Annotated in this window: 23 protein-coding genes, 1 tRNA gene and 1 other RNA gene; 22 read left to right on the top strand and 3 right to left on the bottom strand. The window is 69.6% G+C overall.

From position 1 onward, the window contains the following. Positions 1-53 precede the first annotated feature (53 nt). Positions 54-329 carry a hypothetical protein gene (locus ABZ851_RS00990; RefSeq protein ID WP_361120314.1) on the top strand — a complete coding sequence of 92 codons (276 nt, stop codon included), beginning with the start codon at positions 54-56 and terminating at the stop codon, positions 327-329. Positions 330-353: 24 nt separating this feature from the next. Further along, complete coding sequence (locus ABZ851_RS00985) at positions 354-1,193, top strand: helix-turn-helix domain-containing protein (RefSeq protein ID WP_361120311.1); 840 nt, start codon at positions 354-356, stop codon at positions 1,191-1,193. Positions 1,194-1,433: 240 nt separating this feature from the next. On the opposite strand, the gene ABZ851_RS00980 is transcribed toward ABZ851_RS00985, so the two are convergent. Both ABZ851_RS00980 and ABZ851_RS00975 read right to left on the bottom strand, forming a co-directional pair. Next, positions 1,434-2,129, bottom strand: coding sequence for an HAD-IA family hydrolase (locus tag ABZ851_RS00980; protein WP_361120308.1), 696 nt, complete (start codon positions 2,127-2,129; stop codon positions 1,434-1,436). Further along, on the bottom strand, positions 2,119-2,985 hold the full coding sequence (locus ABZ851_RS00975; RefSeq protein ID WP_361120306.1) for a GntR family transcriptional regulator: 867 nt from the start codon (positions 2,983-2,985) through the stop codon (positions 2,119-2,121). The genes ABZ851_RS00980 and ABZ851_RS00975 overlap by 11 nt, the downstream gene beginning before the upstream one ends. Positions 2,986-3,465: 480 nt before the next feature. On the opposite strand from ABZ851_RS00975, the gene ABZ851_RS00970 reads away from it, so the two are divergent. The 13 genes from ABZ851_RS00970 to ABZ851_RS00910 all read left to right on the top strand — a co-directional run bounded on the left by ABZ851_RS00970 (position 3,466) and on the right by ABZ851_RS00910 (position 15,465). Beyond that, positions 3,466-4,275, top strand: a complete 810-nt coding sequence (locus ABZ851_RS00970; RefSeq protein ID WP_361120303.1) for a DUF4097 family beta strand repeat-containing protein — start codon at positions 3,466-3,468, stop codon at positions 4,273-4,275. 37 nt (positions 4,276-4,312) lie between these two features. After that, a complete protein-coding gene (locus ABZ851_RS00965; RefSeq protein WP_361120300.1) occupies positions 4,313-4,699 on the top strand; it encodes an RNase adapter RapZ in 387 nt (128 codons plus the stop codon). Between the two features lie 100 nt (positions 4,700-4,799). Beyond that, complete coding sequence (locus tag ABZ851_RS00960) at positions 4,800-5,018, top strand: hypothetical protein (protein WP_361120297.1); 219 nt, start codon at positions 4,800-4,802, stop codon at positions 5,016-5,018. A 180-nt stretch (positions 5,019-5,198) separates the two neighbouring features. Further along, positions 5,199-5,492 (top strand): hypothetical protein, encoded by a 294-nt coding sequence (locus ABZ851_RS00955; RefSeq protein WP_361121745.1) that lies wholly within the window; start codon positions 5,199-5,201, stop codon positions 5,490-5,492. Continuing rightward, on the top strand, positions 5,489-6,673 hold the full coding sequence (locus ABZ851_RS00950) for a hypothetical protein (protein ID WP_361120294.1): 1,185 nt from the start codon (positions 5,489-5,491) through the stop codon (positions 6,671-6,673). Before ABZ851_RS00955 ends, ABZ851_RS00950 begins: the two co-directional genes overlap by 4 nt. Further along, positions 6,673-7,707, top strand: a complete 1,035-nt coding sequence (locus ABZ851_RS00945; RefSeq protein ID WP_361120291.1) for a DNA cytosine methyltransferase — start codon at positions 6,673-6,675, stop codon at positions 7,705-7,707. The genes ABZ851_RS00950 and ABZ851_RS00945 overlap by 1 nt, the downstream gene beginning before the upstream one ends. 66 nt (positions 7,708-7,773) lie before the next feature. Then, complete coding sequence (locus ABZ851_RS00940) at positions 7,774-8,091, top strand: hypothetical protein (RefSeq protein WP_361120287.1); 318 nt, start codon at positions 7,774-7,776, stop codon at positions 8,089-8,091. A 106-nt stretch (positions 8,092-8,197) separates the two neighbouring features. Then, complete coding sequence (locus ABZ851_RS00935) at positions 8,198-10,324, top strand: FtsK/SpoIIIE domain-containing protein (protein ID WP_361120284.1); 2,127 nt, start codon at positions 8,198-8,200, stop codon at positions 10,322-10,324. Positions 10,325-10,527: 203 nt separating this feature from the next. Next, positions 10,528-10,992 carry a hypothetical protein gene (locus ABZ851_RS00930; protein WP_361120281.1) on the top strand — a complete coding sequence of 155 codons (465 nt, stop codon included), beginning with the start codon at positions 10,528-10,530 and terminating at the stop codon, positions 10,990-10,992. Positions 10,993-11,083: 91 nt separating this feature from the next. Continuing rightward, positions 11,084-11,971, top strand: a complete 888-nt coding sequence (locus ABZ851_RS00925; RefSeq protein WP_361120278.1) for a bifunctional DNA primase/polymerase — start codon at positions 11,084-11,086, stop codon at positions 11,969-11,971. A 2-nt stretch (positions 11,972-11,973) separates the two neighbouring features. Then, positions 11,974-13,446: an ATP-binding protein gene (locus ABZ851_RS00920; protein ID WP_361120276.1), complete on the top strand. Its 1,473-nt coding sequence runs from the start codon at positions 11,974-11,976 to the stop codon at positions 13,444-13,446. A gap of 438 nt (positions 13,447-13,884) precedes the next feature. Continuing rightward, positions 13,885-14,100 (top strand): excisionase family DNA-binding protein, encoded by a 216-nt coding sequence (locus ABZ851_RS00915; protein ID WP_361120273.1) that lies wholly within the window; start codon positions 13,885-13,887, stop codon positions 14,098-14,100. An 84-nt stretch (positions 14,101-14,184) separates the two neighbouring features. Then, the gene (locus ABZ851_RS00910) at positions 14,185-15,465 is read left to right on the top strand and encodes a site-specific integrase (RefSeq protein ID WP_361120270.1); all 1,281 of its coding nucleotides are present in this window, start codon (positions 14,185-14,187) and stop codon (positions 15,463-15,465) included. 63 nt (positions 15,466-15,528) lie between these two features. On the opposite strand, the gene ABZ851_RS00905 is transcribed toward ABZ851_RS00910, so the two are convergent. Further along, positions 15,529-15,616 (bottom strand) — tRNA-Ser (locus tag ABZ851_RS00905). Between the two features lie 131 nt (positions 15,617-15,747). On the opposite strand from ABZ851_RS00905, the gene ffs reads away from it, so the two are divergent. The 7 genes from ffs to ABZ851_RS00870 all read left to right on the top strand — a co-directional run bounded on the left by ffs (position 15,748) and on the right by ABZ851_RS00870 (position 23,079). Continuing rightward, an RNA gene (gene ffs, locus ABZ851_RS00900) (signal recognition particle sRNA small type) lies at positions 15,748-15,846 on the top strand. Between the two features lie 45 nt (positions 15,847-15,891). Beyond that, entirely contained in the window at positions 15,892-18,453 is a 2,562-nt protein-coding gene (locus ABZ851_RS00895; RefSeq protein ID WP_361120267.1) for a DNA polymerase III subunit gamma and tau, read from the top strand. A gap of 263 nt (positions 18,454-18,716) precedes the next feature. After that, on the top strand, positions 18,717-19,067 hold the full coding sequence (locus ABZ851_RS00890; RefSeq protein WP_093484352.1) for a YbaB/EbfC family nucleoid-associated protein: 351 nt from the start codon (positions 18,717-18,719) through the stop codon (positions 19,065-19,067). Positions 19,068-19,118: 51 nt separating this feature from the next. Further along, complete coding sequence (recR, locus tag ABZ851_RS00885; protein ID WP_018089931.1) at positions 19,119-19,718, top strand: recombination mediator RecR; 600 nt, start codon at positions 19,119-19,121, stop codon at positions 19,716-19,718. Further along, positions 19,711-20,373: a DUF5063 domain-containing protein gene (locus tag ABZ851_RS00880; RefSeq protein WP_088799021.1), complete on the top strand. Its 663-nt coding sequence runs from the start codon at positions 19,711-19,713 to the stop codon at positions 20,371-20,373. Before recR ends, ABZ851_RS00880 begins: the two co-directional genes overlap by 8 nt. A gap of 322 nt (positions 20,374-20,695) precedes the next feature. Beyond that, positions 20,696-21,967, top strand: a complete 1,272-nt coding sequence (locus ABZ851_RS00875) for an aspartate kinase (protein WP_129298571.1) — start codon at positions 20,696-20,698, stop codon at positions 21,965-21,967. Next, complete coding sequence (locus ABZ851_RS00870) at positions 21,964-23,079, top strand: aspartate-semialdehyde dehydrogenase (protein ID WP_361120262.1); 1,116 nt, start codon at positions 21,964-21,966, stop codon at positions 23,077-23,079. Before ABZ851_RS00875 ends, ABZ851_RS00870 begins: the two co-directional genes overlap by 4 nt. Positions 23,080-23,492: the final 413 nt, after the last annotated feature.

Below are 23,492 nucleotides of genomic sequence, written 5' to 3'. Positions count from 1 at the left end.
CCGCCGCCTTCACCCCTCAGGGGAAGTCGATGTCCCAAGGGACCGTCGCGGTAGTGCTGATCTTTATGATCGTGCTGGCTGCCGCGTGCTACGCCATCTACCACCTCAAGAGCAAGCCCGTTCGAGTCGCCGCAGTGATCGGTGCGTTGGCTGCTCTGGTGGGAGCCCTCACCCCCGTCGTCCGAGTCGTCGTTGAGCAGCCGATCGCCCCCAGCACCTCGACCGTCGCCCCGAAATCCGTGACCGGCCCGGAGGCCGCGCCGTCGGAATCGGCGACTATGTCGGCGGTGGATGCCAGCGGTTCACCTCAGCCCAGCGGGGGGCGGTAGGGCATGTCCGCGATGAGACTCCCCATGTCAGATGACATGGTGGGCGTACCCGCCCGGGGTTACCAGGTGAGCAAGAGTGAAACCGTGCTGGAGCCCGACGCCCGCTCCAAGGTGAGGCGGGGCCGTGTCAGGACGGTCCTCGGTCGCTTCTTTGACCCCTACCGCGTCCATCCGACTGTCCTCGATAGCCTCGCTGACGTCTGCCGATTCCATGAGGGGTACGACGGGAAGGACGTCGTACTTTCCAGTGCGGTGTCCCGCCGGAGCACCAGGTGCGTGTTCCTTCTCCGCGGGTATGTCGTAATGCATTCCCTCACGGGGGCAGCTCGACTGTGGAGGGGCAGATCGTTCTTCGGGACCAGCCACGTGTGGCAGGAGGGTGCCCTGGACTTGGAGAATCCCCAGGTGGTCACGCGAGGGCCCGTAACCGCTCTCTCCCTCCCCGGCAGGGCGCTGCATCAGGTGATTTCCCATGAGCCGACCCTCGGGATGGCCCTGCTGCGCATGAGCTTTGAGCAGCAGCAGATCATGGAGGACGTCTACGGGGCGAGCAATGATGCTCCCTTGGTGAGGGTTGCTGGGCTGCTCGACTACCTCGCCATCGACAGGCCGGTCATCGCGATGGCTGATGACGGCAGGCGCGTGATGACCTCAGGACACAAGAAGGCGATCGCAGGGCCGACCCAGACCGATATCGCCGATGCCCTGGGAATGGGACGGGCGACGGTCGAGAAGGCACTCGCCACCTTGCGTAAGGAAGGCGCCCTCAAGCCAACGCCCCCCGGCCAGAGGAAGAACCGGTACTACGAGATCGCGGACGAGGAGAGGCTCAAGCCCATCGCGATGGGCATCACCCCCGTCTAACGGTGGACAGTCCACGGAGCCCCTGATCGATGTCAGGGGCTCCGCCGGGTTTCCATGTACGTGCGCCCGCGCGTGGGGCGGTCAAGCAAGTCGGTCGAACGCCGATGGCGGGAAGCTGGACTCACGAGACAGGCGACCGGCCAACGGATAGAGAGCGCGAGTGTCGCCGAAGTCCTCCCTCGGGGAACCTTCCTGTTGTCTTGGCCTCAATCCGAACCACTGCCGCCCTTGTTGAGATCGCTACCTGAGGCTCGATGTCAGAGCGCCGGCCACCGTAGCCATGTCGGTGACCACTGCATCGGCCCCTGCCGCAGCCAGGGCGAGGGCCTTGTGTGACTTGTTGGCGAAGCCGATGGACATCGTTCCAGCGGTATGAGCAGCTTCGATGTCTGTCACCGAGTCCCCGATGAGAGTGCAGTGATGGGGGAGCACATGAAGTCGTGCGGCGGCGAGCAGCAGCGAGTGGGGGTCGGGCTTCATCAGATCCGGCCAGTAGGCGGCGCGCCCAATGACCTCGTGCACCAGGTGGCGCAGGCCGTGCAGCATCAGGAACGCCCGTACACAGGCCGTCGAGTTGTTGCTGACGATCGCGACCTTTCGTCCGGACGAGTGCGCCGCTTCGAGGGCGGCGACGGAGCCGGGGACGGGCGGACCCGCGACCTTGACGGCCGACACTTCGGCTTTGGTCAGCGATTCCTCGATTGCCCGGATGACCGGCTCGCCGCCCTGCGGGGCAAGGCGCAGGATCTCCATCGGGTCGTCGACAAGACCCGCCCTGTCGCCAAGCGCCGCGTCGTGCCGGGCCACGACCTCCGAGAGCTCCCGCGCGACAACGGGGGCGGGCCGACCCGCGAACACGTCGCAGATCGGCCCGTCGAAGTCGAACAGGACTCCGCTGGTGGCTCCGGCGATCTCGGCGAGCTTGCTACTTTCCATCGGGGTCGAGGTCCCTTCCGATGGTGTTCCAAACGCTGTCGAACCACATGAGAGCCTGCTCGACCTGCTGAGCCCCGCTGGACGACTCGCCTTCGTTCACGGAGTAGTGGAACAGCGTGGCATCCGCCCCCACGAGGTCGTAGATCTCGATGACCTCCCCCTCTGCGACCACCTTGTTGGGGCGGATGGGGTAGTACCCGAAGAATGCGTCTTCCTGGTTGATCACGTACAGCTTGAAGAGCTGCGTCCCGCTGTGGACCCGCACGCTCACGTTGGTCTCCGCCACCAGCCCGAGAACGCTTAGTTCGTGGATGGAGTTGGTGATGCTGCGGGTGAAGCCGACCATCATGTCGTGCATTCGACGGCGAAGGCGCGGGTCGTCCGCCCCGTCTTCGCGACGCACGGGCGCGGCATGGGGCACCGACATGTCCGGCACCAGGATGCGGATGTTGATGCTCGACGGGGTTAGCCGGCCGACGCGGATCTTGTCGATGGGCTCCTGAAGAGCGCTGTGCAGGGTCTCGCTGGAGAACCCGGCGAAGTCAATCGAGACGTTCGTACTGGCAAACGCCTGTTCCACGTACGGGCGGAGACCGGCCGGCCGCTCCGTGCGGTTGCGGACGTATACGCCGCTGCCCTTCCGGGATACGACAAGGCCCTCATCTTCCAGATCCCGGAGCGCCCGCTGGATCGTGGCGCGGGCGAACCCGTACAGCTCGGTCAGGGTTTTGTGCGACGGGAGCTTGTCGCCGGGGCTTAGCTTCCTCGTCCGAATGGCGGCGCCAAGACTGCTCGCCACCTGCTCATACGGCGGCCGGTCGTCGTCCGGATCCAGGGGTTCGGGCGTGAAGGTCATGCCCCGATGCTACGTCCTTCCCTCTTGATCAGGACAGCCAGGCTAGTCAGGTGTTGACGTGACTAGCCTGGATGGCTACGTTGTTCTTGCGCTCACCGGGCTAGCCAAGTTGGTCAGGCTGCACGGGGCGAATGGGCCTTCTTTGGCCTGCACAGATGCGTGACCTGCACAGGAATGGGCTCCGCTTCGGCGGGGCCAAGGGGCCCGGGACAGAGCGGGCCGAGGGGCCCGGATCCCTGGTCAACCGGAGGGCTTAGACCGAAAGGTCACGTCTCCATACGCCTGAAACGGGAGCTCGCTCCCGAAGGAGACACCGCATCACCGCCCCGATGGTCGTAGGCAGGGTTCGACTCCCTGCCGGGGCGCTTGGCCGGCCGCTTCTTGCGGCTCCGGCCTTCATGACCGGCGCGGCGGCACTCCCGGACAAGGACAGCCCGCCGCGCCTGGTCTCTCTATCCCGACGCAGTCAGGAGTTCTTCCATGACCGAGCGCACGATTCCCGTGGACGTCATCGGCCCGATTGCCCTGGACCTGACGATGAACGCGGGCAGCATCCGCGTCGTCGTCGACCCCGCGCTGCAGCAGGCGTGGGTGGTGCTGAAGACCGAGGCCACCTCGGGGCCGTCCGCCGACGCGATCCGTGACACTGCCGTCAGCCTCGCCGGGCAGAACCTCAGGGTTCGTGTCCCGGACGCCGGGGGCATGAGCGGCAGCTCCACCATCCGCATGGGCGGCAGCACCATGACGTTCTCCGGCGGCAACGGCGTGCAGATCGTGGGCGGCAACGTCTACGTCTCCGGCAACGGCGGCGGCAAGGTCTTCATCAACGGCCGCGAGGTCACAGCCGCCGGCCCGGCCGGCGACGCGGTCACCCCGATCACCGCCGAAGTCCACCTACCTGCCAAGTCTGTGGCGCTGATCAGCACGCACACCGCCGACACCGTCATCACGGGCACCCTCGCCCGGCTGGAGTACGACGGCACCTCCGGCTCTCTGGTCGCTGACCGCGTCGGCGACCTGGACGTCACGGCCACCAGCGGCAGCGTGATCGTCAACGAGGTCACCGGCCCGCTGGACGCCAACCTCACCTCCGGCAACCTCGGCATTGGCGCCTACAGCGGCCATGACGCCCGGCTGAACCTCACCTCCGGCAACGTCCGGATGGCCGCGACGGCGCAGGCCACCGGCCGCCTCACCGTCAACGCCACCTCGGGCTGCGCGCGCATCACGGGCGCCTCGCACCTGAACGTCCGCCGCCGCGTCACCAGCGGCTACGTCCAGATCAGCTAGGCCCGCCCCTTCCTGCCGAACTGCGAAAGGAGCAGTCGTGCCCAACTTCGACGTTGAAATCATCTCGTTCGGCTACCTGCACGGGGAGCCTCCGGCCGCTCACCTGACCATCGACCTGCGCGAGCACTTCCGTGACCCACACGTCAGCCCGGAGCTGCGGTACATGACCGCCGAGGATGAACCGGTCCGCGCCGCTGTGCTGGGTACTCCGGGCATCCCGGAGCTGGTCGCGGCCACCGCGACGGCGGTCGGCGCGTTCGCCGCCGGTCCGAGTGCCGGGGCGGTGATCGTCGCCGACGGATGTGCCGGGGGCCGTCACAGGGCCCCAACCTTCGCTCTTTTGCTGGCCGATCTGCTGCGGCTGGCGGGTCACCGGGTCACGGTCACGCACCGGGACCTGCACCGCCCCGTCGTCCAGCGCTGACCCCTGCACCCGCACGTTTGCCCTGATGGTCGTAGGCCGGGTTCGACTCCCGGTCGGGGCACTGCGGCCACCACCGGCCGCTCTCACCCAAGGAGCAGACATGGCCCGCAAGACCACGAGCATCGTGAACGGCGACCACAACGGCGACGTCGGCGGAACGGTTATCTCCGGTGCCACCGGCGCGGTCGCCCTCAACGGCGACATCCACCAGGGCGACACCGGCCAGGACGGCAAGGACACCGGCAGCCGGACCTACTCCGGCAAGGGGACGACGACCATCAAGGGCGACTCCCACGGCACCATCTCCCGCACTTTCTGACGCACACCGCCCCGGCAACCAGCCGTGAAGGACGCCGGATCGAATCTGGCCCGGGGCACTTGGCCCACCGCTAACCGCGGTGGTGGCCCTCATTCCCGGCGCGGTCGCACTCCCGGACAAGGACAGCCGACCGCCCCGCGACATCCCGACGCACCTGACAAGGAGAGATCCACCATGCGCATGCGCACTTTCGTCGCCGGTCAAGAGGCCACTGATGAGGCGGAATTCGTGGAGCTGGCCCTCGGCATCGACATCGACTTGTTCCGTGGCCCACTGGAGAAGGAGGAGACGGCCGAGGAGCGGCGCGCTCGCCGGGACGTGGCTCGCGAAGTCCTGCGGGACCTGCGGGAGTCGGCGGACGCCGGTGACGAGGTCGCCGGATGGGATGCCCTGTACGCCGACGCGCTGACCCGCACGGTGCCGTTCATGCGGGCCGCTCGCGGCCGGCAGGCGGGGGCGGGGGCAGCGGCATGAAGGCCAAGACCGTGCTGCCCGCTGTGGCGATGACGGCGGTGTCCATGGTCCTCACCCTGGCCGTGGTCGTGATGTGGCTGGGCACGGCCGTGCCGTGGCTGATCGCGCTGGTCGTCGGTCTGGGAATCGACGGGGGATGGCTGGCGACCCTCGCCTACGAACGGCGGCTTGCCGCGCAGGGCGACCACTCCACCCCCGTCACGGTCGTCGGCTGGGCATTCGGCGCGGCGGCAACCGGCGTCCTCGTCGCCCACGCGCTCACCAGCTCCTCGCCTGCCGCCTGGCTGGCGGTCTCCTGGTTTCCTCTCGCTGCCAAGGCCCTGTGGCTGGTCCACGGGCTGTGGGAGCGCACGGCACTCACCCCGACGGCACTGGAATCGATCCGGGGTATCCGGCAGGAGGCCCGGGACGAGGCGGCCGTGGCACGCGCCCGGCTCCGCGCTGAAGCGGCCACGGAGGAGACTCGACTGACGGCCGTGACGGGTGCCGGGGCACGCGTCGCACGCGTCCAGGCCGAGACCGCCAAGACTCTCTCCGAGGCGTGGTCGACGCTGGAGGAGACGCGGGACGGCGCGGATACCGGACGGGCGCTGACCAGCGTGACGACGCCCGTCACGCCCGGCGTCACACCCCGCTGGGACCTGCCCGTCTGGGGCCCCGCAGAGCCCGTTCCCGCGCTCACCGACGAAGCGCTCGCTGCCACGTTCGGCGGGACTGCCCTCGATCCCACCCCGGCAGCGAATGCGGAGGAATCCACCGATTCCGAGAGGAAACGGTCTACGGCTGACCTGCCCGAATCGACCCCGCATCCGGTGGTGACGCTGGCCCGGCTGACTCTGCCCGATCCGGTCGCGGTCGACCTGGGCAAGTCGATGCCGCTCAAGCCGCTCCCACCGGCCGACCCCGCTCCGGTCACCTCGATCGAGCGGCGCCCGGTGGCGGCAGAGTCGACCCGACCGCGCCGCGCCACGGGCCGCGTCCCGGAGGCGGCGAAGCCGAGTCGACCGAAGCGCACGCCGGAACAGTTGCTCGCCGAAGCGCGGGCAGCAACGGCCGATTGGCCGGACGCGAAGGTGACCGGCGAGGGCATCCGCCGCGCCATCCACACGTCGCCGGCGAACGCCCGGTCGCTGCGGGACGCCATCCTCGCTGAGCGCGCCGCATCGGCTGAGGCCGCGTGATGGGGGCGCTGCGTATCGGCTCTTTGTGCACCGGTTACGGCGGCCTGGACATGGCCGTCCAAGCAGTGTTCGGCGGCGAGCTTGCGTGGGTGGCGGACAACGACCCCGGTGCGAGCCGCATCCTGGCCCACCGCCACCCCGAGGTGCCGAACCTGGGCGACATCACCACCGCCGACTTCTCGCGCGTGGGGGCGGTCGATGTCGTCTGCGGCGGCTATCCGTGCCAGCCGTTCAGCTCCGCCGGCAAAAGGAAGGGATCCGCCGATGCCCGGCACATCTGGCCCCACATCGCCCGTGCCCTTGGCGTTCTACGACCCCGCTACGCGGTCTTTGAAAACGTCGCAGGGCACCTTTCTCTCGGATTCGACGCCGTCCTCGCTGACCTTGCCGCCCTCGGGTTCGATGCGCGCTGGTGCACTCTTCGCGCATCTGACGTGGGCGCGGCTCACCAGCGCAACCGACTGTTCGTCCTCGCCTGGCCTGCCGACACCGGCGGCGAGGGACTGGCGGGGCGGCGGGCAGCGCGGGCAGCTCCCGACCGCCGTCGGCTCGCTCCTGCCGACCCCGTCGACCTCGGAGAACACCGGACCCGGGCACGCGGCACAGGGCGGGATGAACCTGCGGCACGTCGTCTCCCTGCTGCGCACCCCGCGGGCCACGGACGGCTCGAAGGGCGCGGTGTCGCGCACGAATGCAACGGACCGGCGGGTGCAGTCGGGCAGGGCGAATCTGCCCGAGGCGGCTCTGAGTGCGTTCCCGAAGGAGTCGCCGAGTGGGGCGCCTACGCCGCCACGATCGCGCACTGGGAAACGGTCCTCCAGCGGCCTGCCCCCGGGCCAGTTGACGCTGTGGGACGGCTGAGCCCTCTCTTCGTCGAATGGCTCATGGGTCTGGACGCCGGGCACGTCACCGCCGTCCCGGGCCTGTCCCGCTCCGCGCAGCTCAAGGCGCTGGGCAACGGCGTGGTCCCGCACCAGGCAGTGGCCGCGCTCCGTTTTCTCGCGCCCACCCTGCCCGCCCGCGCTGCCGCCTGAGCTGCGGAGGCGGCGTGAAACTCACGCAAGCACCTTCGCACCTCACACCCCGAGGAGTCCTTGACCATGGCCAACTCCGAACTGCGCCGCCTGGACCGTGAGATCCGGGCCACCGAGAAGAAGCTGGAAGCGGTCCGTCGGGGCGAGTCGTGGCCGCTGAACGGCCGTGAGCGCCGGGCCATGGCCCGCGCTCTGGCCGGCGGCTCCTACCGCGCCGCCCGGGGCCGCAGCACCGGCCGTGCCGAGGAGCAGATCGATTCCACCGGCAGTGCTGCCGAGATGCGGCTGAATGCCGAGTTGACCGCCCTGCACGGCGAGCGTCAGCGGCTCATCACCGAGGCCGCCCGCGACAAGGCCAAGAAGAAGTCGTCCGGCTGGTTCTGACCCGCCCAGTTCGGTGCCGGGGTGGCCGCCTCTTTCCACGGACACGGCCACCCCGGCCCTCTCCTTCACTCCCGCCCCCGAGGGGGCAGTCAGGAGCACGTTCAGCATGTCTGAGAACGTCGTTCACCTCCACAAGCCCACCGACCCTCCGACCGACGACACGGCCCCGACCGTGCTGACCGTCGTGCCCGACCCAGCCCCGGCGGCGCCCGTGCCGCTGTGGGTCCGCTCCGGCCGCGCCGTCAAGGGCGCCGCCACGCACGAGTCGACCAGGGCGACGGTCCGCGCGGCGGCCCGGCACAGCCTCTACACCCTCAACGGCGGCCGGATCGTGGCCCGCCGCGCCTGGGACGGCCGCACCGGCTCCCGCTATGAGCGGATGATCCGGGCGGCGGAAGCCGCGGGGAACCTTGAGGCGGCCGAGGAGTGGGAGGAGCGGTTGCAGCGCTTCCGCGCCGCCCGCCACCACCGCCGCATGGACCTCCTGCACTCGCCCGTGGAGGCCGCCAAGGGCGTGGCCGTCGGCGCCGGCATGAGCATCGGTGTCCTGGTCGCCCTCGGAGTCGTCATGGCCCTCAACACCGGGCACGTCGGCGACGTGATCACCCCCCTGTCGGCGACCATCGACTTCATCGCTCTGCTGATCCGGATCGTGCAGGTTGTCTGGGGCCCGGCGCTCGCGATCGGCCCGTTCCTCGCGCTGCTGGCCCTGTGGTCGGTGGGCCGCAAGCAGCAGGCCGCCCCGAACTGGGCGCTGCCCGCGAACGTCCGCAACGGTGAGGGTGAGCCGATCACGCCGTCCATCGTGGTCAAGGCCCTGCGCGACCTCGGAGTCCCGGCGCTGCGTAACGCCATCAAGGAGATGGGTGACGCTGGCGCGTCCATGCTCGGGCCGATCACCATCGCCGGATGCGGTGTGGAAGTCGACGTCACCCTGCCCTCCGGGGTCTCGACCAACGAGGTGCAGAGCAAGCGCAGGAAACTTGCCGAGAATCTGACCCGGCATGAGCACGAAGTGTTCATCACCATCCCGCAGGCCGCGCGAACGGTGCGGTTGTGGATCGCCGACTCGGGAGCCTTGGACGAGCCGATCGGCCCGTCGCCACTGGTCACCGACGAGTCGCTGAGGGCCGACTACGCCAAGGGCCGCGCCCCCTGGGGCCAGGACCTGCGCGGGGATGCCGCCGCGCTGAGCCTGCATCAGCGGCACCTGCTCATCACGGGTTTGTCCAACCAGGGCAAGACGGCCGCGCTGCGGGCGCTCGCCCTGTGGGCCTGCTTGGACAACCGGGTGGAGTTCCGGATCGCCGACCTCAAGGGCGCCGGAGACTGGGCCATGTTCGACGGCCTCGCCACGGTGCTGATTCAGGGCCCGGCCGATGAGCAGGTGATCGAGGCGACCGAGATGGTGGAGGGCCTGGTCGAGGAGATGAACCGCCGGATCGAGATCCGCCGACGGGACCCGGGGGCAGTGTTCGCCCCGTTGATCGGCATCGTGGACGAAGCGCAGGTGGCGTTCATGTGTCCGGTCAGGGACGAGGACGGCCGGCCCTACGGCGGTTCGAAAGCTGTCTCCCGGTACTTCATGGGCGTCCGCAAGGTCCACAACCAGGGCCGGGTGGTCGACGTGCTGATGTGGGAGGGCACGCAGGACCCCACCGATCAGAACCTTCCCAAGCTCGTGCGCGAGGGCGCGCACACCCGCGCCTCCCTCGCCCTCGGGACCGAGTCGCAGGCCCGCATGGCTCTGGGAGACAAGGCCGTAGACGGCGGGGCCGCGCCGCACCTGCTGCGCCAGGGCCTGGACAAGGGAACGCTGGTCGTTGCCTCGGACGGCATCGAGATTCCCGCCGGGCAGGCGTCCATCACCGTGCGCACGCACTACATCGACGACGACGCCGCCAAGGCCATCACCGACCAGGCCAAGGCCCTGCGCGACGGCGTCACCACCCTGCACGCCATCGAACGAGAAGAAGAGCACGACCCGCTCGCCGACATCGCCGCCGTCGTCGGCGGCGCGACCCGCGTGCGGACGAAGGACGTGCTGGCGCGGCTCGCCGCGCGGAACGCGGACGCCTACGGCGGCTGGTCGTTCACCGATCTCAAGAGCGTCCTGGACAACGCCGGCGCCGAGCCGCACAAGTCCGACGGCGTCATGGTCGTCACCCGCGACCGCGTCACCCGCGCCCTCGCCAACCGCGACGCGAACGGTTCCGCTTCCGCCGACGGATGACAGGGAGCCGAACCCCGGCGGGTCAGGGAGGCAGGGAGAACTCCCTGAACGCCTCCCTGACCCGCCTCCCTGGCCCTGACCTGCACAAATGATCGTTCAGGGAGTCAGGGAGGCACGCAGGTCAGGCCCCCAAACACCCCTCCACAGCGCCCCCTCAAGGGGGTGCCTCAGCCTCCCTGGCCAAGTGCCGGAAGGGATTCCGCATGTACCCCGACCCCGCCCACCACCCACCCGTGCAGCGGGCCGTGGAAGTCCACCAGCCCACCCCGTACCCGCTCGCCGTCGCCGCTCCGGCGCCGGTCGTGTCGGTGCAGCCCGGCAGCGTTCCGGCGGTGGCGAGCATCGTCCTGCCCGACGGCCGTGTCGTCACCGGCTATGCCGTCGACCCGGCCCAGCCTGAGCCGGTCACAGTCAAGCCAGCTGTGTCCCGTACGGCCGTGAACGTCGCTCTCGGGGGCGTCGGGTTCCTCGCCGTGTGCGGCGGGCTGATCCTGCTCACCTCGTTCATCGCCGCACTCACCGCGTTCATCACCCAGCTCATTGTCCTGGCCGCCGTGATTTTCGGCGGATGGATCGCCGTGCAGGTCTTCAGCGCGAGCGGCCACCAGGGCGGCACCACCGTGAACATCCGCAAGGCCGTGATCAAGCGCAACCACTTCCACGGCTAGCTACACCCGAGGGCGGCGGCACTCCCGGACAAGGACAGCCCACCGCCCCCGGTCTCCCAATCCCGACGTAGCAGAACAGGAGACCTACAGCATGACACCTGACTGCAAGGCCCGGTGCCCCGTCGACGGGACTCACCCGGACGAGAGCCACTTGCGAATCGCGTTGGCCCTCGCGGCGGCCGGCGTGCCACCGCTGCCCCTGCGGGCGGGAAAGGTCCCGTTCGGCAACTGCCAAGCATGCAAGGGGAATGCGTGCGGCGGCCGGCCGAACATGAAGAACGCCGGTCCCTGCGAGTGCGCCAGCATCTGCCATGCATGGGCCGCCGCCACCACCGACCCCGCCGTCATCGCCTCGCCCCCGTGGGCTGCGGCGTGGCGGCAGGCCGTCTGCGTCGGCTACCACCCCGGCGGCGCCGGGCTGACCGTGGTAGACCTCGATAACGCGGAAGCCATCACCTGGGCCCAAAGCACCCTGCCGACCACGCGGACCGTGTCGACGACTCGCGGTGAGCACTGGATCTACCGAGGCACCATGGCGTCACGTAACGCGGTGCGTCCCGGCGTCGACATCAAGTCGACCATGTCCTACGCCCGCTTTCTCGGGCCCGGCACCGGCACCATGACCGCCCTGCCGGACGCCGTCCGCGCCCTGGCCGTGAAGGAACCCCCCACGGCCCGCCCGGCACCGCACGCCGTCGCCGTGCCTGCAGAGGGCGGAGGCGGGGAGTGCCGCCACCGCACGCCCGCCTACCTGGACCGTGGCATCGCCATGGCAGAGCAGCGCATCACCGGCGCCTCCAGCGGGGTCCACACCACTGTGTACCGGACGTTCCTCGCCGTGCTGTCCGCGCATGGCCGGTGCGGCTGCCTCACCGACGCCCACGTCGTGCGCCTGTTCGCCGCTGCGCAGGCCAAGGGGGAATCCCCCCGGCACTGCACCGACGCATGGGCCAACGCCCGCACCAAGTTGGGACTGTGACCGTGGCCGACGAAGAGAAGAATCCCGCTCGCGAGGTCATCACCGACTACGCGCAGACGCACTTCCGGTACTTCCGCACCGCCGACGGGACCGTGTACGCGCAGAAGAACGGCCACCCCGTGGCCCGCCCGATCCGCTCCCAGGGCACGACGGGCAGCCACCGCCAGGAACTCATGGTCGGCCTGTTCAAAGACGGGCACGGCGTGTTCAACGGGACCGCGCTCAAGGAGGCGTTGGACTTGATCGAAGCCCTCGCCCTGACCGAGGACGTGCAGCCCGTCCATATCCGCGTTGCCCCCGGATTCGACGGGGCGACATGGCTGGACCTGGGCCGCAGCGACGGTCAGTCGGTCCGCATCCACCCCACGGGGTGGGACATCACCATCCCCGACCCGCGCGAGGTGTGCTGGCGACGCACCCAGCTCACCGGGGAACTCCCGTTGCCGGCCAAGGACACCGACGGCAAGGGCATCGACCAGCTGCTGAGGCTGTGCAACTTCGCCACCGCGGAGACCGAGTGCCTGGCCCTCGCGTGGCTGATCGGCTGCCTCGGTCCGTCCGTGCCTGTCCCTGCGCCGTTCCTCACCGGCCCGCAGGGCGCCGGCAAGTCCACCGGCGGCCGGATGCTGGTGCGGATCATCGAGGGGATGAGTGGTGACCTGCGCCGCGCTCCGAAGGATGAGGAGAACCTGATCGCGGCTGTGGCCGCCGGGTGGGTCACGGCCCTGGACAACCTCTCCCACATGACGCCGGACCTGTCCGACGCCATGTGCTGCATCGTGACCGGCGCCGAGAACGTCAAGCGCGCCCTGTTCACCGACGGGGACGTCTTCCGCGCTCGCTACCGTCGTCCCCTGCTCCTGACCGGCATCGATGTGGGAGTCATCCGGCCCGACCTAGCCGAACGGCTCTTGCCGCTGCGTCTGGAGCGGCCCCGCGTCCGGCGTACCGAGGCGGAGCTGTGGGCGGAGTACACAGAGGTTCTGCCCATGGTCCTCGGGTCTCTCCTGGACCTCACGGTCAAGGTCCGCGCGGCCGAGGCTGAGACGCCCACCGATCTGCGGATGGCGGACTTCGCGCACCTGTGCGCGCAGCTCGACGTGGCGACCGGCCTCGGAGCGCTCACCGCCTACCGGGCCAGCCTGGACGACCTCAACGACGACGTGATCGAGGGTGACCTCCTGGCACAGACCGTCCTCAGGTACGCCGCAGACATCGAACCGGGCGTAGAGCAGCGGATGACCTCCACGGAGTGGCTGCACTGCCTCACCCGCCTCTACACCGGCGAGGACTTCCGTCCCCTGCCCAAGGGGTGGCCGACCACCGGCAAAGTCCTCTCCGACCGTCTCAAGCGTCTACAGCCGACCCTGGCCGCCCGGGGCGTCCTCATCGACTCGGGCCGCACCAGGGAGGGCCGCTACATCGAGATGACCCGCTCACCGGCCACGCCCCCGCACGAGCAGCAGCCGTTCTGACTGTTGCCCCGACCGCACGAGCAACACGAGCAAGAGGAGCACCACGGGCCATGCGTGCTCCTCTTGCTGTTCGGCGGCGGCGCCGCCCTGCGATGGACGCGCCGCGAAGCGGCTCCTTCTTCACGCTCTGAGACGCGCAGCACCACCACAGACACCCCCTCTCTTTTTCCTAAGTGGGAAACCCTGCGTCACCTGCGTCACGGGGACTCGAAAAACGCCGGGTGACCTGGGCATACGACCGTGACGCAGACGGCCGCCCTCTGCGTCACGCCGCGTCACCTGCGTCACCGTGACGGACAGCCTGTGTCACTGGTGACGCACCTCCCACGCTCTGCGTCACCAAAAACGCGCAGGTCAGAAGCGCGTATGACGCAGGTGACGCGGTGACGCAGAAATCCAAACCTCGGACAGCTCGCCCTGATCGAAGGGGATCCCTACATGGACACGGCCGACATCGCCGCTGTTGATTCCACCCTCGTCCTACTCACTGTCGAAGAGGCCGCCCGCCGACTCCGCATCGGCAGGACCACCTGCTACGGGCTCATCCGCTCCGGAGAGCTGGAGTCCATCGACGTCGGCCGTCTCCGCCGCGTCCCTGCCGACGCGCCGGCCGCCTACCTCGCCCACCGCCGCGCGGCCAAACGAGCCGCTTGACGACGCCCGGGGCGGCGGCACTCCCGGACAGGACAGCCCGCCGCCCCGGCCCCCATCCCGACACCAAGAAACAGGAGCCTGCCTGTGGCAGAGAAAAAGAAGAAGGGCACCCGCCGGGCAAACGGCGAAACCGCCATCTACTTCGGCAAGGACGGCCGTTGGCACGCGCGCGTGCCGATGGGCTACAAGGACAACGGAGAGCCCTACCGCAGGCACATCACCCGTACCTCGGAAGACGCCTTGGTCGAAGAGGTCAAGCGGCTGGAGAAGCAGCGTGACCAGGGAACCGCACAACAGCCCGGGAGGCTGTGGACGGTTGAGAAGTGGCTGTGGCACTGGGTCGAGAACATCGCTAAGGACGTCGTCAGTGAGAACACTTACGACGGCTACGAGGTAGCAGTTCGCGTGCACCTCGTTCCCGGCATTGGCAGGCACCGCATCGACCGCCTGGAGCCGGAGCACCTGGAAAGCCTGTACCGCCGGATGCAGAAGAACGGCAGCAAGCCCGCCACGGCTCACCAGGCCCACCGCACCGCTCGTACCGCCCTTGGTGAGGCGGTACGGCGCGGCCACGCCGCGAAGAACGCCGCCTCGCTGGCCAAGCCGCCACGGGTGGAGGACGCGGAAGAGGAGATCGAGCCCTACTCGGTCGAAGAGGTGCAGAGCCTGCTGATCGAGGTGAACAAGCGCCGCAACAGCGCCCGCTGGATGCTCGCGCTGGCGCTTGGTCTGCGGCAGGGCGAGACCTTGGGCTTGCGGTGGTCCGACGTGGACCTGGACAACGAGTACCTGAAGCTGCGCCGGAACCGGCTGCGGCCGAAGTATGAGCACGGGTGCAGGGAGGCCGAGTGCGGCCGGAAGGCGGGGTACTGCCCTAAGCGCAGGCAGATGCGGCGCGAGACCAAGAACACCAAGTCGCGCGCGGGGCGCCGTGCAGTGCCCCTGCCGGGCCCCCTGGTCCTGATGTTGCGTACGCACCGGGAGGCTCAGGCCCGGGAGCGTAAGACCGCCGGGGACCTGTGGACCGAGTCAGACTACGTGTTCACGAAACCCCTCGGGGGCCCGCTGAGCCCGAACACGGACTACCACGACTGGAAGAAACTGCTGGACGACGCGGGGGTGCGTGACGGGCGCCTGCACGACGCCCGACACACCGCCGCGACCGTTCTCATGCTGCTTGGCGTCCCGGACCGAGTGATCGACCAGATCATGGGCTGGGAGGCGGGCACGTCCGCCCGGATGCGCGCGCGGTACCTGCATGTGCCCGATGCCATGTTGAAGGACGTGGCGCGGAAGCTCGCGGATGCCATCTGGGGGCCCTCGCTGAAGGGCCCTATGGACAAAAACCAGAACAACGAGGGCTGAGGAACGTCGAAGGGCCCCACCGCGAACGGTGGGGCCCTTCGACATCGTGCCCGGTGAGAGCACTGGCGGAGGATACGAGATTCGAACTCGTGAGGGGTTGCCCCCAACACGCTTTCCAAGCGTGCGCCCTAGGCCACTAGGCGAATCCTCCGCCGCAAACAATACAAGACGTTGGGGAGTGCTCGCGACCATGATCGTGAGGAGGGGGCCGGAGGGGGAGCGGAGTGGGTCCGGGGTGGGGTGTGGGTTCGTTTCCCGGGCGGGGGATCCGCTACTGTGGTGCGCAGCCCCTCACGTGGCGCTATCTGACTGAACTCCCCCAGGGCCGGAAGGCAGCAAGGGTAGGTCGGCTCTGGCGGGTGCGTGGGGGGCGCTTGCGTTTACGGGGCCCGTCGGTTGTCAGTGCGGCCCGATATCGTCGTATGCGTGTCGTCCCTTGCGCTGTACCGCCGCTACCGCCCCGAGACCTTCGCCGAGGTCATCGGGCAAGAGCACGTGACCGATCCGCTGCAGCAGGCGCTGCGGAACAACCGGGTCAATCACGCCTATTTGTTCAGTGGGCCGCGAGGTTGTGGCAAGACGACCAGTGCGCGGATCCTGGCGCGCTGCCTCAACTGTGAGGAAGGTCCCACTCCCACGCCCTGCGGGACGTGCCAGTCCTGTCTGGACCTGGCCAGGAACGGCCGGGGCTCGATCGATGTGATCGAGATCGACGCGGCGTCGCACGGTGGCGTGGACGACGCCCGTGAGCTGCGGGAGAAGGCGTTCTTCGGGCCGGCCAGCAGCCGGTACAAGATCTACATCATCGATGAGGCGCACATGGTGACCTCGGCGGGCTTCAACGCCCTGCTGAAGGTCGTCGAGGAGCCGCCGGAGCATCTGAAGTTCATCTTCGCGACGACCGAGCCCGAGAAGGTCATCGGGACGATCCGCTCGCGTACGCACCACTACCCGTTCCGGCTGGTGCCGCCGGGGACCCTGCGGGAGTACCTGGGCGAGGTGTGCGGCCGGGAGGAGATCCCGGTCGAGGACGGGGTGCTGCCGCTGGTGGTGCGCGCCGGGGCCGGGTCGGTGCGTGACTCGATGTCCGTGATGGACCAGCTGCTCGCCGGCGCCGGTGCGGACGGTGTGACGTATGCCATGGCGACGGCATTGCTGGGGTACACCGACGGCTCGCTGCTGGATTCGGTCGTGGAGGCGTTCGCCGCGGGGGACGGCGCGGCGGCCTTCGAGGTCGTGGACCGGGTCATCGAGGGCGGCAACGACCCGCGGCGTTTCGTCGCGGACCTGCTGGAGCGGCTGCGGGACCTGGTGATCCTGGCGGCGGTGCCGGACGCGGGGGAGAAGGGACTGATCGACGCCCCCGCGGATGTGGTGGAGCGGATGACGGCGCAGGCGTCCGTCTTCGGTGCGGCCGAGCTGAGCCGGGCCGCCGATCTGGTCAATACGGGTCTGACGGAGATGCGCGGGGCGACCTCGCCGCGGCTGCAGCTGGAATTGATCTGTGCGCGGGTGCTGCTGCCCGCGGCGTACGACGACGAGCGGTCGGTGCAGGCGCGGCTCGACCGCCTGGAGCGTGGCGCCGGTGCGGCGCTGCTGGGCGGCGGCGGGGCCGGTGGCATGAGCGGCGGTGCGGGCCCCGGGGGAGGCCCCGAGGCCGGGCCGGCGCCCGTGGTGGCGTCCGGTGGTGGGCCCGCGGCCGGATACGTACCGGGGCCGGAGGCTCATCCGGCGATGCCGGCGGCTGGGCCGTCCGGACCGGCTGCTGCGCGTGCCGCGGTGCGGGGCGCGGTGAGCGGCGGCTCGGCGGGCCCTGCGGGGGCTCCCCCCGCTCCGGCTCCGTCCGCGCCGGCTCCGGCTGCCCCGGCGGCGTCCGGCGGAGAGCAGCAGTGGGGTGACAGCGGTGGCGCGGCGGCTCCGCAGGGCGGCCCGGCGTCCGCTCCGCAGGCCGAGACGCAGGGCGGTGGCCGTGACGGCGCGGCAGCGCGCCCCGGAGCCTGGCCCGGGAGCACGGGCCGGGGCCAGGGCGGCGGCGCAACCCACGGCGGAGTCAACGGGGGCGGCGGAGCCAGTGGGGGCGGCAATGGTCCCGGTGGCGGGCGGCAGCCCGGTGGGTGGCCCACGGCCGTGGCGCCGGGGCAGGGGGGCCAGGCGCCGCAGGGCGGGTCGCCCGCGCCTTCACCCGCACCCGCACCTTCGCCCGAGCCGGTGGCCGGCCCGCCCGCGCCGCCCGTATCCCAGCAGCCCCAGGCCGGGGCCGCTCCGGGGGCGGCGCAGGGTGCCGCTCAGGTGCGGCAGATGTGGCCGGACATCCTGGAGGCGGTGAAGGACCGCCGGCGTTTCACGTGGATCCTGCTGAGCCAGAACGCCCAGGTCTCCGGCTTCGACGGCACGACGCTCCAGATCGGCTTCCCCAATGCCGGCGCCCGCGACAGCTTCGCCAACGGCGGCAGCGAGGACGTCCTCAAGGACGTGCTGGCCGAGCGGTTCCAGGTGCAGTGGCGGGTCGAGGCGATCGTCGACCCGTCGGGCGGTGCCAACCCGCCGGCCGGCGGCGCTCCCCGTAGTGGCGGTGGCGGCTTCGGCGGCGGAGGGGGCGGCGGCTTCGGCGGCGGGGCGCCCGCCGCGCCCCAGCAGGGCGGACAGCAGTCCCCGCCCCAGCAGGCCGGCCCGTCATCGCCGCCGCCGTCCGGGAGCCAGTACGGACAGGGCAGCGGCGCGGCCGGTGGTGGCAGCGGCAGCGCCGGCGGCAGCCAGGGCGCCCGGATGGCGCGGGAGGCCGTCTCCCCGTCGGCGTCCGCGGGCGGCGGGCAGTCGGCGTCCCGGGCGGAGACCTCCTACGCACCGCCGGAGCCCCCGCCGACGTCGATCGAGTACGACATGCCGGCCGAGGACGATCCCGACCTCGTCGACTCCGCGCTCAGCGGCCACGACCTGATCGTCCGCGAACTCGGCGCGACCGTGGTGGAAGAGTTCAACAACGAGTAGCCGAGGGGGGAGAGCGCAACTACGGGTGGGCGTGCAGCAGCACGTGGTCACGTAGCGGAAAGCGGTCACGTGACAACGAACGGTCACCGCATGGGCGGCGCGGCGCAGCGTGGGCAAGTCCGGGGCGCGGGGCCGGAGAACGGGTAAGCGGGCGTACACCAGGCGTACACCCGTGCTCCTCCCTACGGCGTAGGGCGCGGGGCCCGTGAAACACGTAGGCTCGGGCTACCGCACAAACGTTGTCGTATGGCAGGAGTCACGTCGTGATCCCCGGTGGTCAGCCCAATATGCAGCAGCTGCTTCAGCAGGCCCAGAAGATGCAGCAGGACCTCGCGGCCGCCCAGCAGGAGCTCGCGGAGACACCCGTCGAGGGTTCCGCGGGCGGCGGCCTGGTCAAGGCCACGGTGACCGGCTCCGGTGAACTCACGGGCCTGGTCATCGACCCCAAGGCGGTCGACACCGACTCCGCCGAGGAGACGGCCGAGACGATCGCCGACCTCGTGCTGGCCGCGGTCCGCGATGCCAACGCCAGTGCCCAGCAGCTCCAGCAGCAGAAGCTCGGTCCGCTCGCCCAGGGTCTGGGCGGTGGCGGAATCCCGGGTCTCCCCTTCTGAGGAGTAGCCAACTAGCGTACGCATCACGGCAGAAGAGAAAGAAGACGTTCCGTGTACGAAGGCGTGGTCCAGGACCTGATCGATGAGTTGGGCAGGCTGCCCGGCGTCGGTCCCAAGAGCGCGCAGCGGATCGCCTTCCACATTCTTCAGGCCGAGCCCACCGATGTCCGCCGGCTCGCGAACGCGCTGATGGAGGTCAAGGCGAAGGTCCGGTTCTGCGGCACCTGCGGCAATGTGGCGCAGGAGGAGCAGTGCCGGGTCTGCCTGGACCCGAGGCGTGATCCGGCGGTCATCTGCGTCGTGGAGGAGCCCAAGGACGTCGTGGCGATCGAGCGGACGCGTGAGTTCCGCGGCCGCTACCACGTCCTCGGGGGTGCGATCAGCCCGATCGAGGGCGTGGGACCCGACGACCTCCGGATCAGGGAACTGCTGGCCAGGCTCGCGGACGGCACCGTCACCGAGCTGATTCTGGCCACCGACCCGAATCTCGAGGGCGAGGCCACGGCCACGTATCTGGCCCGCATGATCAAACCCATGGGCCTGAGAGTGACGCGGCTGGCGAGCGGTCTGCCGGTCGGAGGCGATCTGGAGTACGCGGACGAGGTCACGCTCGGGCGGGCCTTCGAAGGGAGGAGACTTCTCGATGTCTGATGCCACGCTGCACAACGCGACACAGGACCCGGACGACTTCGCCGTATCGATCTCCGACTCGGTCGAGAGCTTCATCGTCGCGGTGACGGAGGTCGCCAAGGGCGACGAACCGGACAGCGCGGTGCCCTTCCTGCTGCTGGAGATCTCCCAGCTGCTGCTCACCGGCGGCCGTCTGGGCGCCCACGAGGACTTCGTTCCCGACGAGCGGTACGAGCCGGACACCGGCCCGGAGCCGGACGTCGACGAGCTGCGCGAGCGCTTCGCCGCCCTGCTCGACCCGGTGGACGTCTACTCCGAGGTCTTCGACCCGTATGTGCCGCGCAGCGAGCCGGTCGCCAGCCGGATCTCCGACGACCTGGCCGACATCATCACCGACCTCAGGCACGGCCTGGCGCACTACCGGGCGGGCCGGGTCAGTGAGGCCCTGTGGTGGTGGCAGTTCTCCTACCTGTCCAACTGGGGCCCGACCGCCTCGGCCGCCCTGCGCGCGCTGCAGTCGCTGGTCGCCCACGTACGCCTCGACCAGCCGCTGGTCGAGCTGGACGGCCTGGACACCGACAGCGGCGTCACCGGCGACGAGGAACGGCTCGCCGAGGAGGCCGGAAAGGTCATGGTGGCGGAGATCGCGGGACCACTGGGGCTGCGGGGAATGTGAGCCGGGGGCGTCCGCCCCGTGGGTCTCGTCGCCGTGGCCGGAGCTTGTGACCTGGGTTACGTTTTCGTGTGTACTGCCCAGAAGCGGGCATGTGCTCGCCGAGCGGGCGCGACGGTGCGCCTTGTGGAGCCGCCTCGGGACGTGGAACTCACGGGACAGGTGATCACGGTGAAAATCCGTGATCAACCAGTGAGCCGCATGTCTCACGATGTGGTATCAGCAGGGCGGATTCCGCTTGCTCGTTAGACTGAGCCGACCGCAGTACCCCCATTTCCGGGGGTCCGGGAGGAAACTCCCGATGAGACAGTTGCGAGGAGCGCACGTGGGCCTTGTCGTGCAGAAGTACGGCGGCTCATCCGTTGCGGATGCCGAGGGCATCAAGCGCGTTGCCAAGCGAGTCGTCGAAGCCAAGAAGAACGGCAACCAGGTTGTCGTGGTGGTTTCGGCGATGGGCGACACGACGGACGAGCTGATCGATCTCGCGCAGGAAGTGTCCCCGATCCCGTCGGGGCGCGAGTTCGACATGCTGCTGACCGCCGGAGAGCGGATCTCCATGGCCCTGCTGGCGATGGCGATCAAAAACCTCGGTCACGAGGCGCAGTCCTTCACCGGCAGCCAGGCAGGCGTCATCACTGATTCCGTGCACAACAAGGCACGGATCATCGACGTCACGCCGGGCCGCATCAAGACCTCCGTCGACGAGGGCAATATCGCCATCGTCGCCGGGTTCCAGGGTGTGTCCCAGGACAAGAAGGACATCACGACGCTGGGGCGCGGTGGGTCGGACACGACCGCCGTCGCGCTGGCGGCCGCCCTGAACGCCGATGTCTGTGAGATCTACACCGATGTGGACGGTGTCTTCACCGCCGACCCCCGGGTCGTGAAGAAGGCCCGGAAGATCGACTGGATCTCCTTCGAGGACATGCTGGAGCTGGCCAGCTCCGGATCCAAGGTGCTGCTGCACCGCTGCGTCGAGTACGCACGCCGTTACAACATCCCGATCCACGTCCGCTCCTCGTTCTCGGGGCTGAAGGGCACATGGGTCAGCAACGAACCGCAAGGGGACCAGCCGATGGAGCAGGCAATCATCTCGGGCGTCGCACATGACACCTCCGAGGCGAAGGTCACGGTCGTCGGAGTCCCGGACAAGCCGGGCGAGGCCGCGCGCATCTTCCGTGCGATCGCGGACTCCGAGGTCAACATCGACATGGTGGTGCAGAACGTCTCCGCCGCGTCGACCGGTCTGACCGACATCTCCTTCACGCTGCCCAAGGCCGAGGGCCGCAAGGCCGTCGCCGCCCTGGAGCGGACCCGTGCGGCGGTGGGCTTCGACTCGCTGCGCTACGACGACCAGATCGCCAAGATCTCGCTGGTCGGCGCGGGGATGAAGACCAACCCCGGTGTCACGGCGACCTTCTTCGAGGCGCTGTCGAACGCGGGCGTGAACATCGAGCTCATCTCGACCTCCGAGATCCGCATCTCGGTGGTCACCCGTGCCGATGACGTCAACGAGGCCGTACGGGCCGTGCACACCGCCTTCGGTCTCGACACCGACAGTGACGAGGCCGTGGTCTATGGCGGCACCGGCCGATGATTCCGGCCGAGGCGGGCCGTCCGTCCCTCGCCGATACGGCGTGGGCGGACGCCCGTAAGGCCGCCAAGCCGCATCTCGCCGTCGTCGGCGCCACCGGCGCCGTCGGCTCGGTCCTGCTCGGCATCCTGTCCGAGCGGGCCGACATCTGGGGCGAGATCCGGCTGATCGCGTCTCCCCGCTCGGCCGGCCGCAAGCTGACCGTGCGGGGTGAACAGGTCGAGGTCGTCGCGCTGAGCGAGGAGGCCTTCGACGGCATCGACGTCGCGATGTTCGACGTCCCCGACGAGGTCTCCGCGCAGTGGGCACCGGTCGCGGTGTCCAAGGGCGCGGTGGTCGTGGACAACTCCGGCGCGTTCCGGATGGACCGGGACGTGCCGCTCGTCGTGCCCGAGGTCAATGCGCACACGGCGCGGGTGCGTCCGCGCGGCATCATCGCCAACCCGAACTGCACGACGCTCTCGATGATCGTCGCGCTGGGGGCGCTGCATGCCGAGTACGGGTTGAGCGAGCTGATCGTCTCCTCGTACCAGGCCGTTTCCGGGACGGGCAAGGCCGGCGTCGACACCCTGCGCGCTCAGCTGTCCGCGGTGTCCGGTACGGAGCTGGGCACCACGCCCGGCGATGTGCGCCGGGCCGCCGGGGACACGCTGGGGCCGTTCCCGGCGCCGATCGCCCTCAACGTCGTGCCCTGGGCCGGCACGCTCCAGGAGGGCGGCTGGTCCTCCGAAGAACTCAAGATCCGTAACGAGTCCCGCAAGATTCTGGGGCTGCCGGATCTGCCGGTCACCGCCACCTGTGTACGGGTGCCGGTGATCACCACCCACTCCCTGACCGTGCACGCCCGGTTCGAGAACGAGGTCTCGGTCGGCGGTGCGCACGAGATCCTGGCCGCCGCCCCCGGGGTCGTCCTCAGCGACGACCCGGCCGAGGACGAGTACCCGACCCCTGCCGATGTCGTCGGTACGGATCCGACCTGGGTCGGACGGGTGCGGCGCTCCATGGATGATCCGCGGGCGCTGGAGCTGTTCGTGTGCGGGGACAACCTGCGCAAGGGGGCTGCCCTGAACACGGCGCAGGTGGGGGAGCTGGTGGCGGGGGAGCTTCGGGGATAGAGCGGGATGCCCCTGGGGGAGAGCCTGATGCCCTTAGGGGCAGGGCGGGCCCCCGTGGGGGCGGTGGGAGGTCCGGTCCCTTGAGGGGGCCGGACCTTTAACGGTTGCGGCGGGATGCCGGTGCGGGCTCCGGCCTTGGTGGGGAGCCGAGTTGGCGGGATACGACATCGTGTGCCTGCCGCCTGGGGGATACTTCGTGGAGCGTGTGAAGATTCTGTGAGCGGATTACCGGTCCGAACCTCTTGATCTGGACTGACGGCCTGTCCGGCCATTCGCTCCCCGCCAGACTGCAACCGGCAGTTGGGCGGGGAGCGTCTTTGTGGCCGCCCGCAGGGGTGGCCCGGGATGTCCGCGGGTCGCAGGGTGAGGCCCCGGTATCGGGGAATTCGCGTCGGGCAATTAGGGCATTCAGG

Origin of the sequence: Streptomyces sp. NPDC047049 (genome assembly GCF_040643995.1) — a bacterium.
In the GTDB taxonomy this organism is placed as follows: Bacteria; Actinomycetota; Actinomycetes; order Streptomycetales; family Streptomycetaceae; genus Streptomyces; species Streptomyces mooreae.
Note: the sequence above shows the minus strand (reverse complement) of the source record. Positions and strands in the feature narration are given on the sequence as shown.

Excerpts from the sequence above, each read along its gene's own strand:
- ABZ851_RS00950 (WP_361120294.1), top strand. The coding sequence starts at position 5,489 with ATGAAGGCCAAGACCGTGCTGCCCGCTGTGGCGATGACGGCGGTGTCC.
- ABZ851_RS00945 (WP_361120291.1), top strand. The coding sequence starts at position 6,673 with ATGGGGGCGCTGCGTATCGGCTCTTTGTGCACCGGTTACGGCGGCCTG.
- ABZ851_RS00880 (WP_088799021.1), top strand. The coding sequence starts at position 19,711 with ATGTCTGATGCCACGCTGCACAACGCGACACAGGACCCGGACGACTTC.
- ABZ851_RS00935 (WP_361120284.1), top strand. The coding sequence starts at position 8,198 with ATGTCTGAGAACGTCGTTCACCTCCACAAGCCCACCGACCCTCCGACC.
- ABZ851_RS00915 (WP_361120273.1), top strand. The coding sequence starts at position 13,885 with ATGGACACGGCCGACATCGCCGCTGTTGATTCCACCCTCGTCCTACTC.
- ABZ851_RS00930 (WP_361120281.1), top strand. The coding sequence starts at position 10,528 with ATGTACCCCGACCCCGCCCACCACCCACCCGTGCAGCGGGCCGTGGAA.
- ABZ851_RS00985 (WP_361120311.1), top strand. The coding sequence starts at position 354 with ATGTCAGATGACATGGTGGGCGTACCCGCCCGGGGTTACCAGGTGAGC.
- ABZ851_RS00980 (WP_361120308.1), bottom strand. The coding sequence starts at position 2,129 with ATGGAAAGTAGCAAGCTCGCCGAGATCGCCGGAGCCACCAGCGGAGTC.
- ABZ851_RS00925 (WP_361120278.1), top strand. The coding sequence starts at position 11,084 with ATGACACCTGACTGCAAGGCCCGGTGCCCCGTCGACGGGACTCACCCG.
- ABZ851_RS00940 (WP_361120287.1), top strand. The coding sequence starts at position 7,774 with ATGGCCAACTCCGAACTGCGCCGCCTGGACCGTGAGATCCGGGCCACC.
- ABZ851_RS00960 (WP_361120297.1), top strand. The coding sequence starts at position 4,800 with ATGGCCCGCAAGACCACGAGCATCGTGAACGGCGACCACAACGGCGAC.
- ABZ851_RS00975 (WP_361120306.1), bottom strand. The coding sequence starts at position 2,985 with ATGACCTTCACGCCCGAACCCCTGGATCCGGACGACGACCGGCCGCCG.
- ABZ851_RS00870 (WP_361120262.1), top strand. The coding sequence starts at position 21,964 with ATGATTCCGGCCGAGGCGGGCCGTCCGTCCCTCGCCGATACGGCGTGG.
- ABZ851_RS00955 (WP_361121745.1), top strand. The coding sequence starts at position 5,199 with ATGCGCACTTTCGTCGCCGGTCAAGAGGCCACTGATGAGGCGGAATTC.
- ABZ851_RS00970 (WP_361120303.1), top strand. The coding sequence starts at position 3,466 with ATGACCGAGCGCACGATTCCCGTGGACGTCATCGGCCCGATTGCCCTG.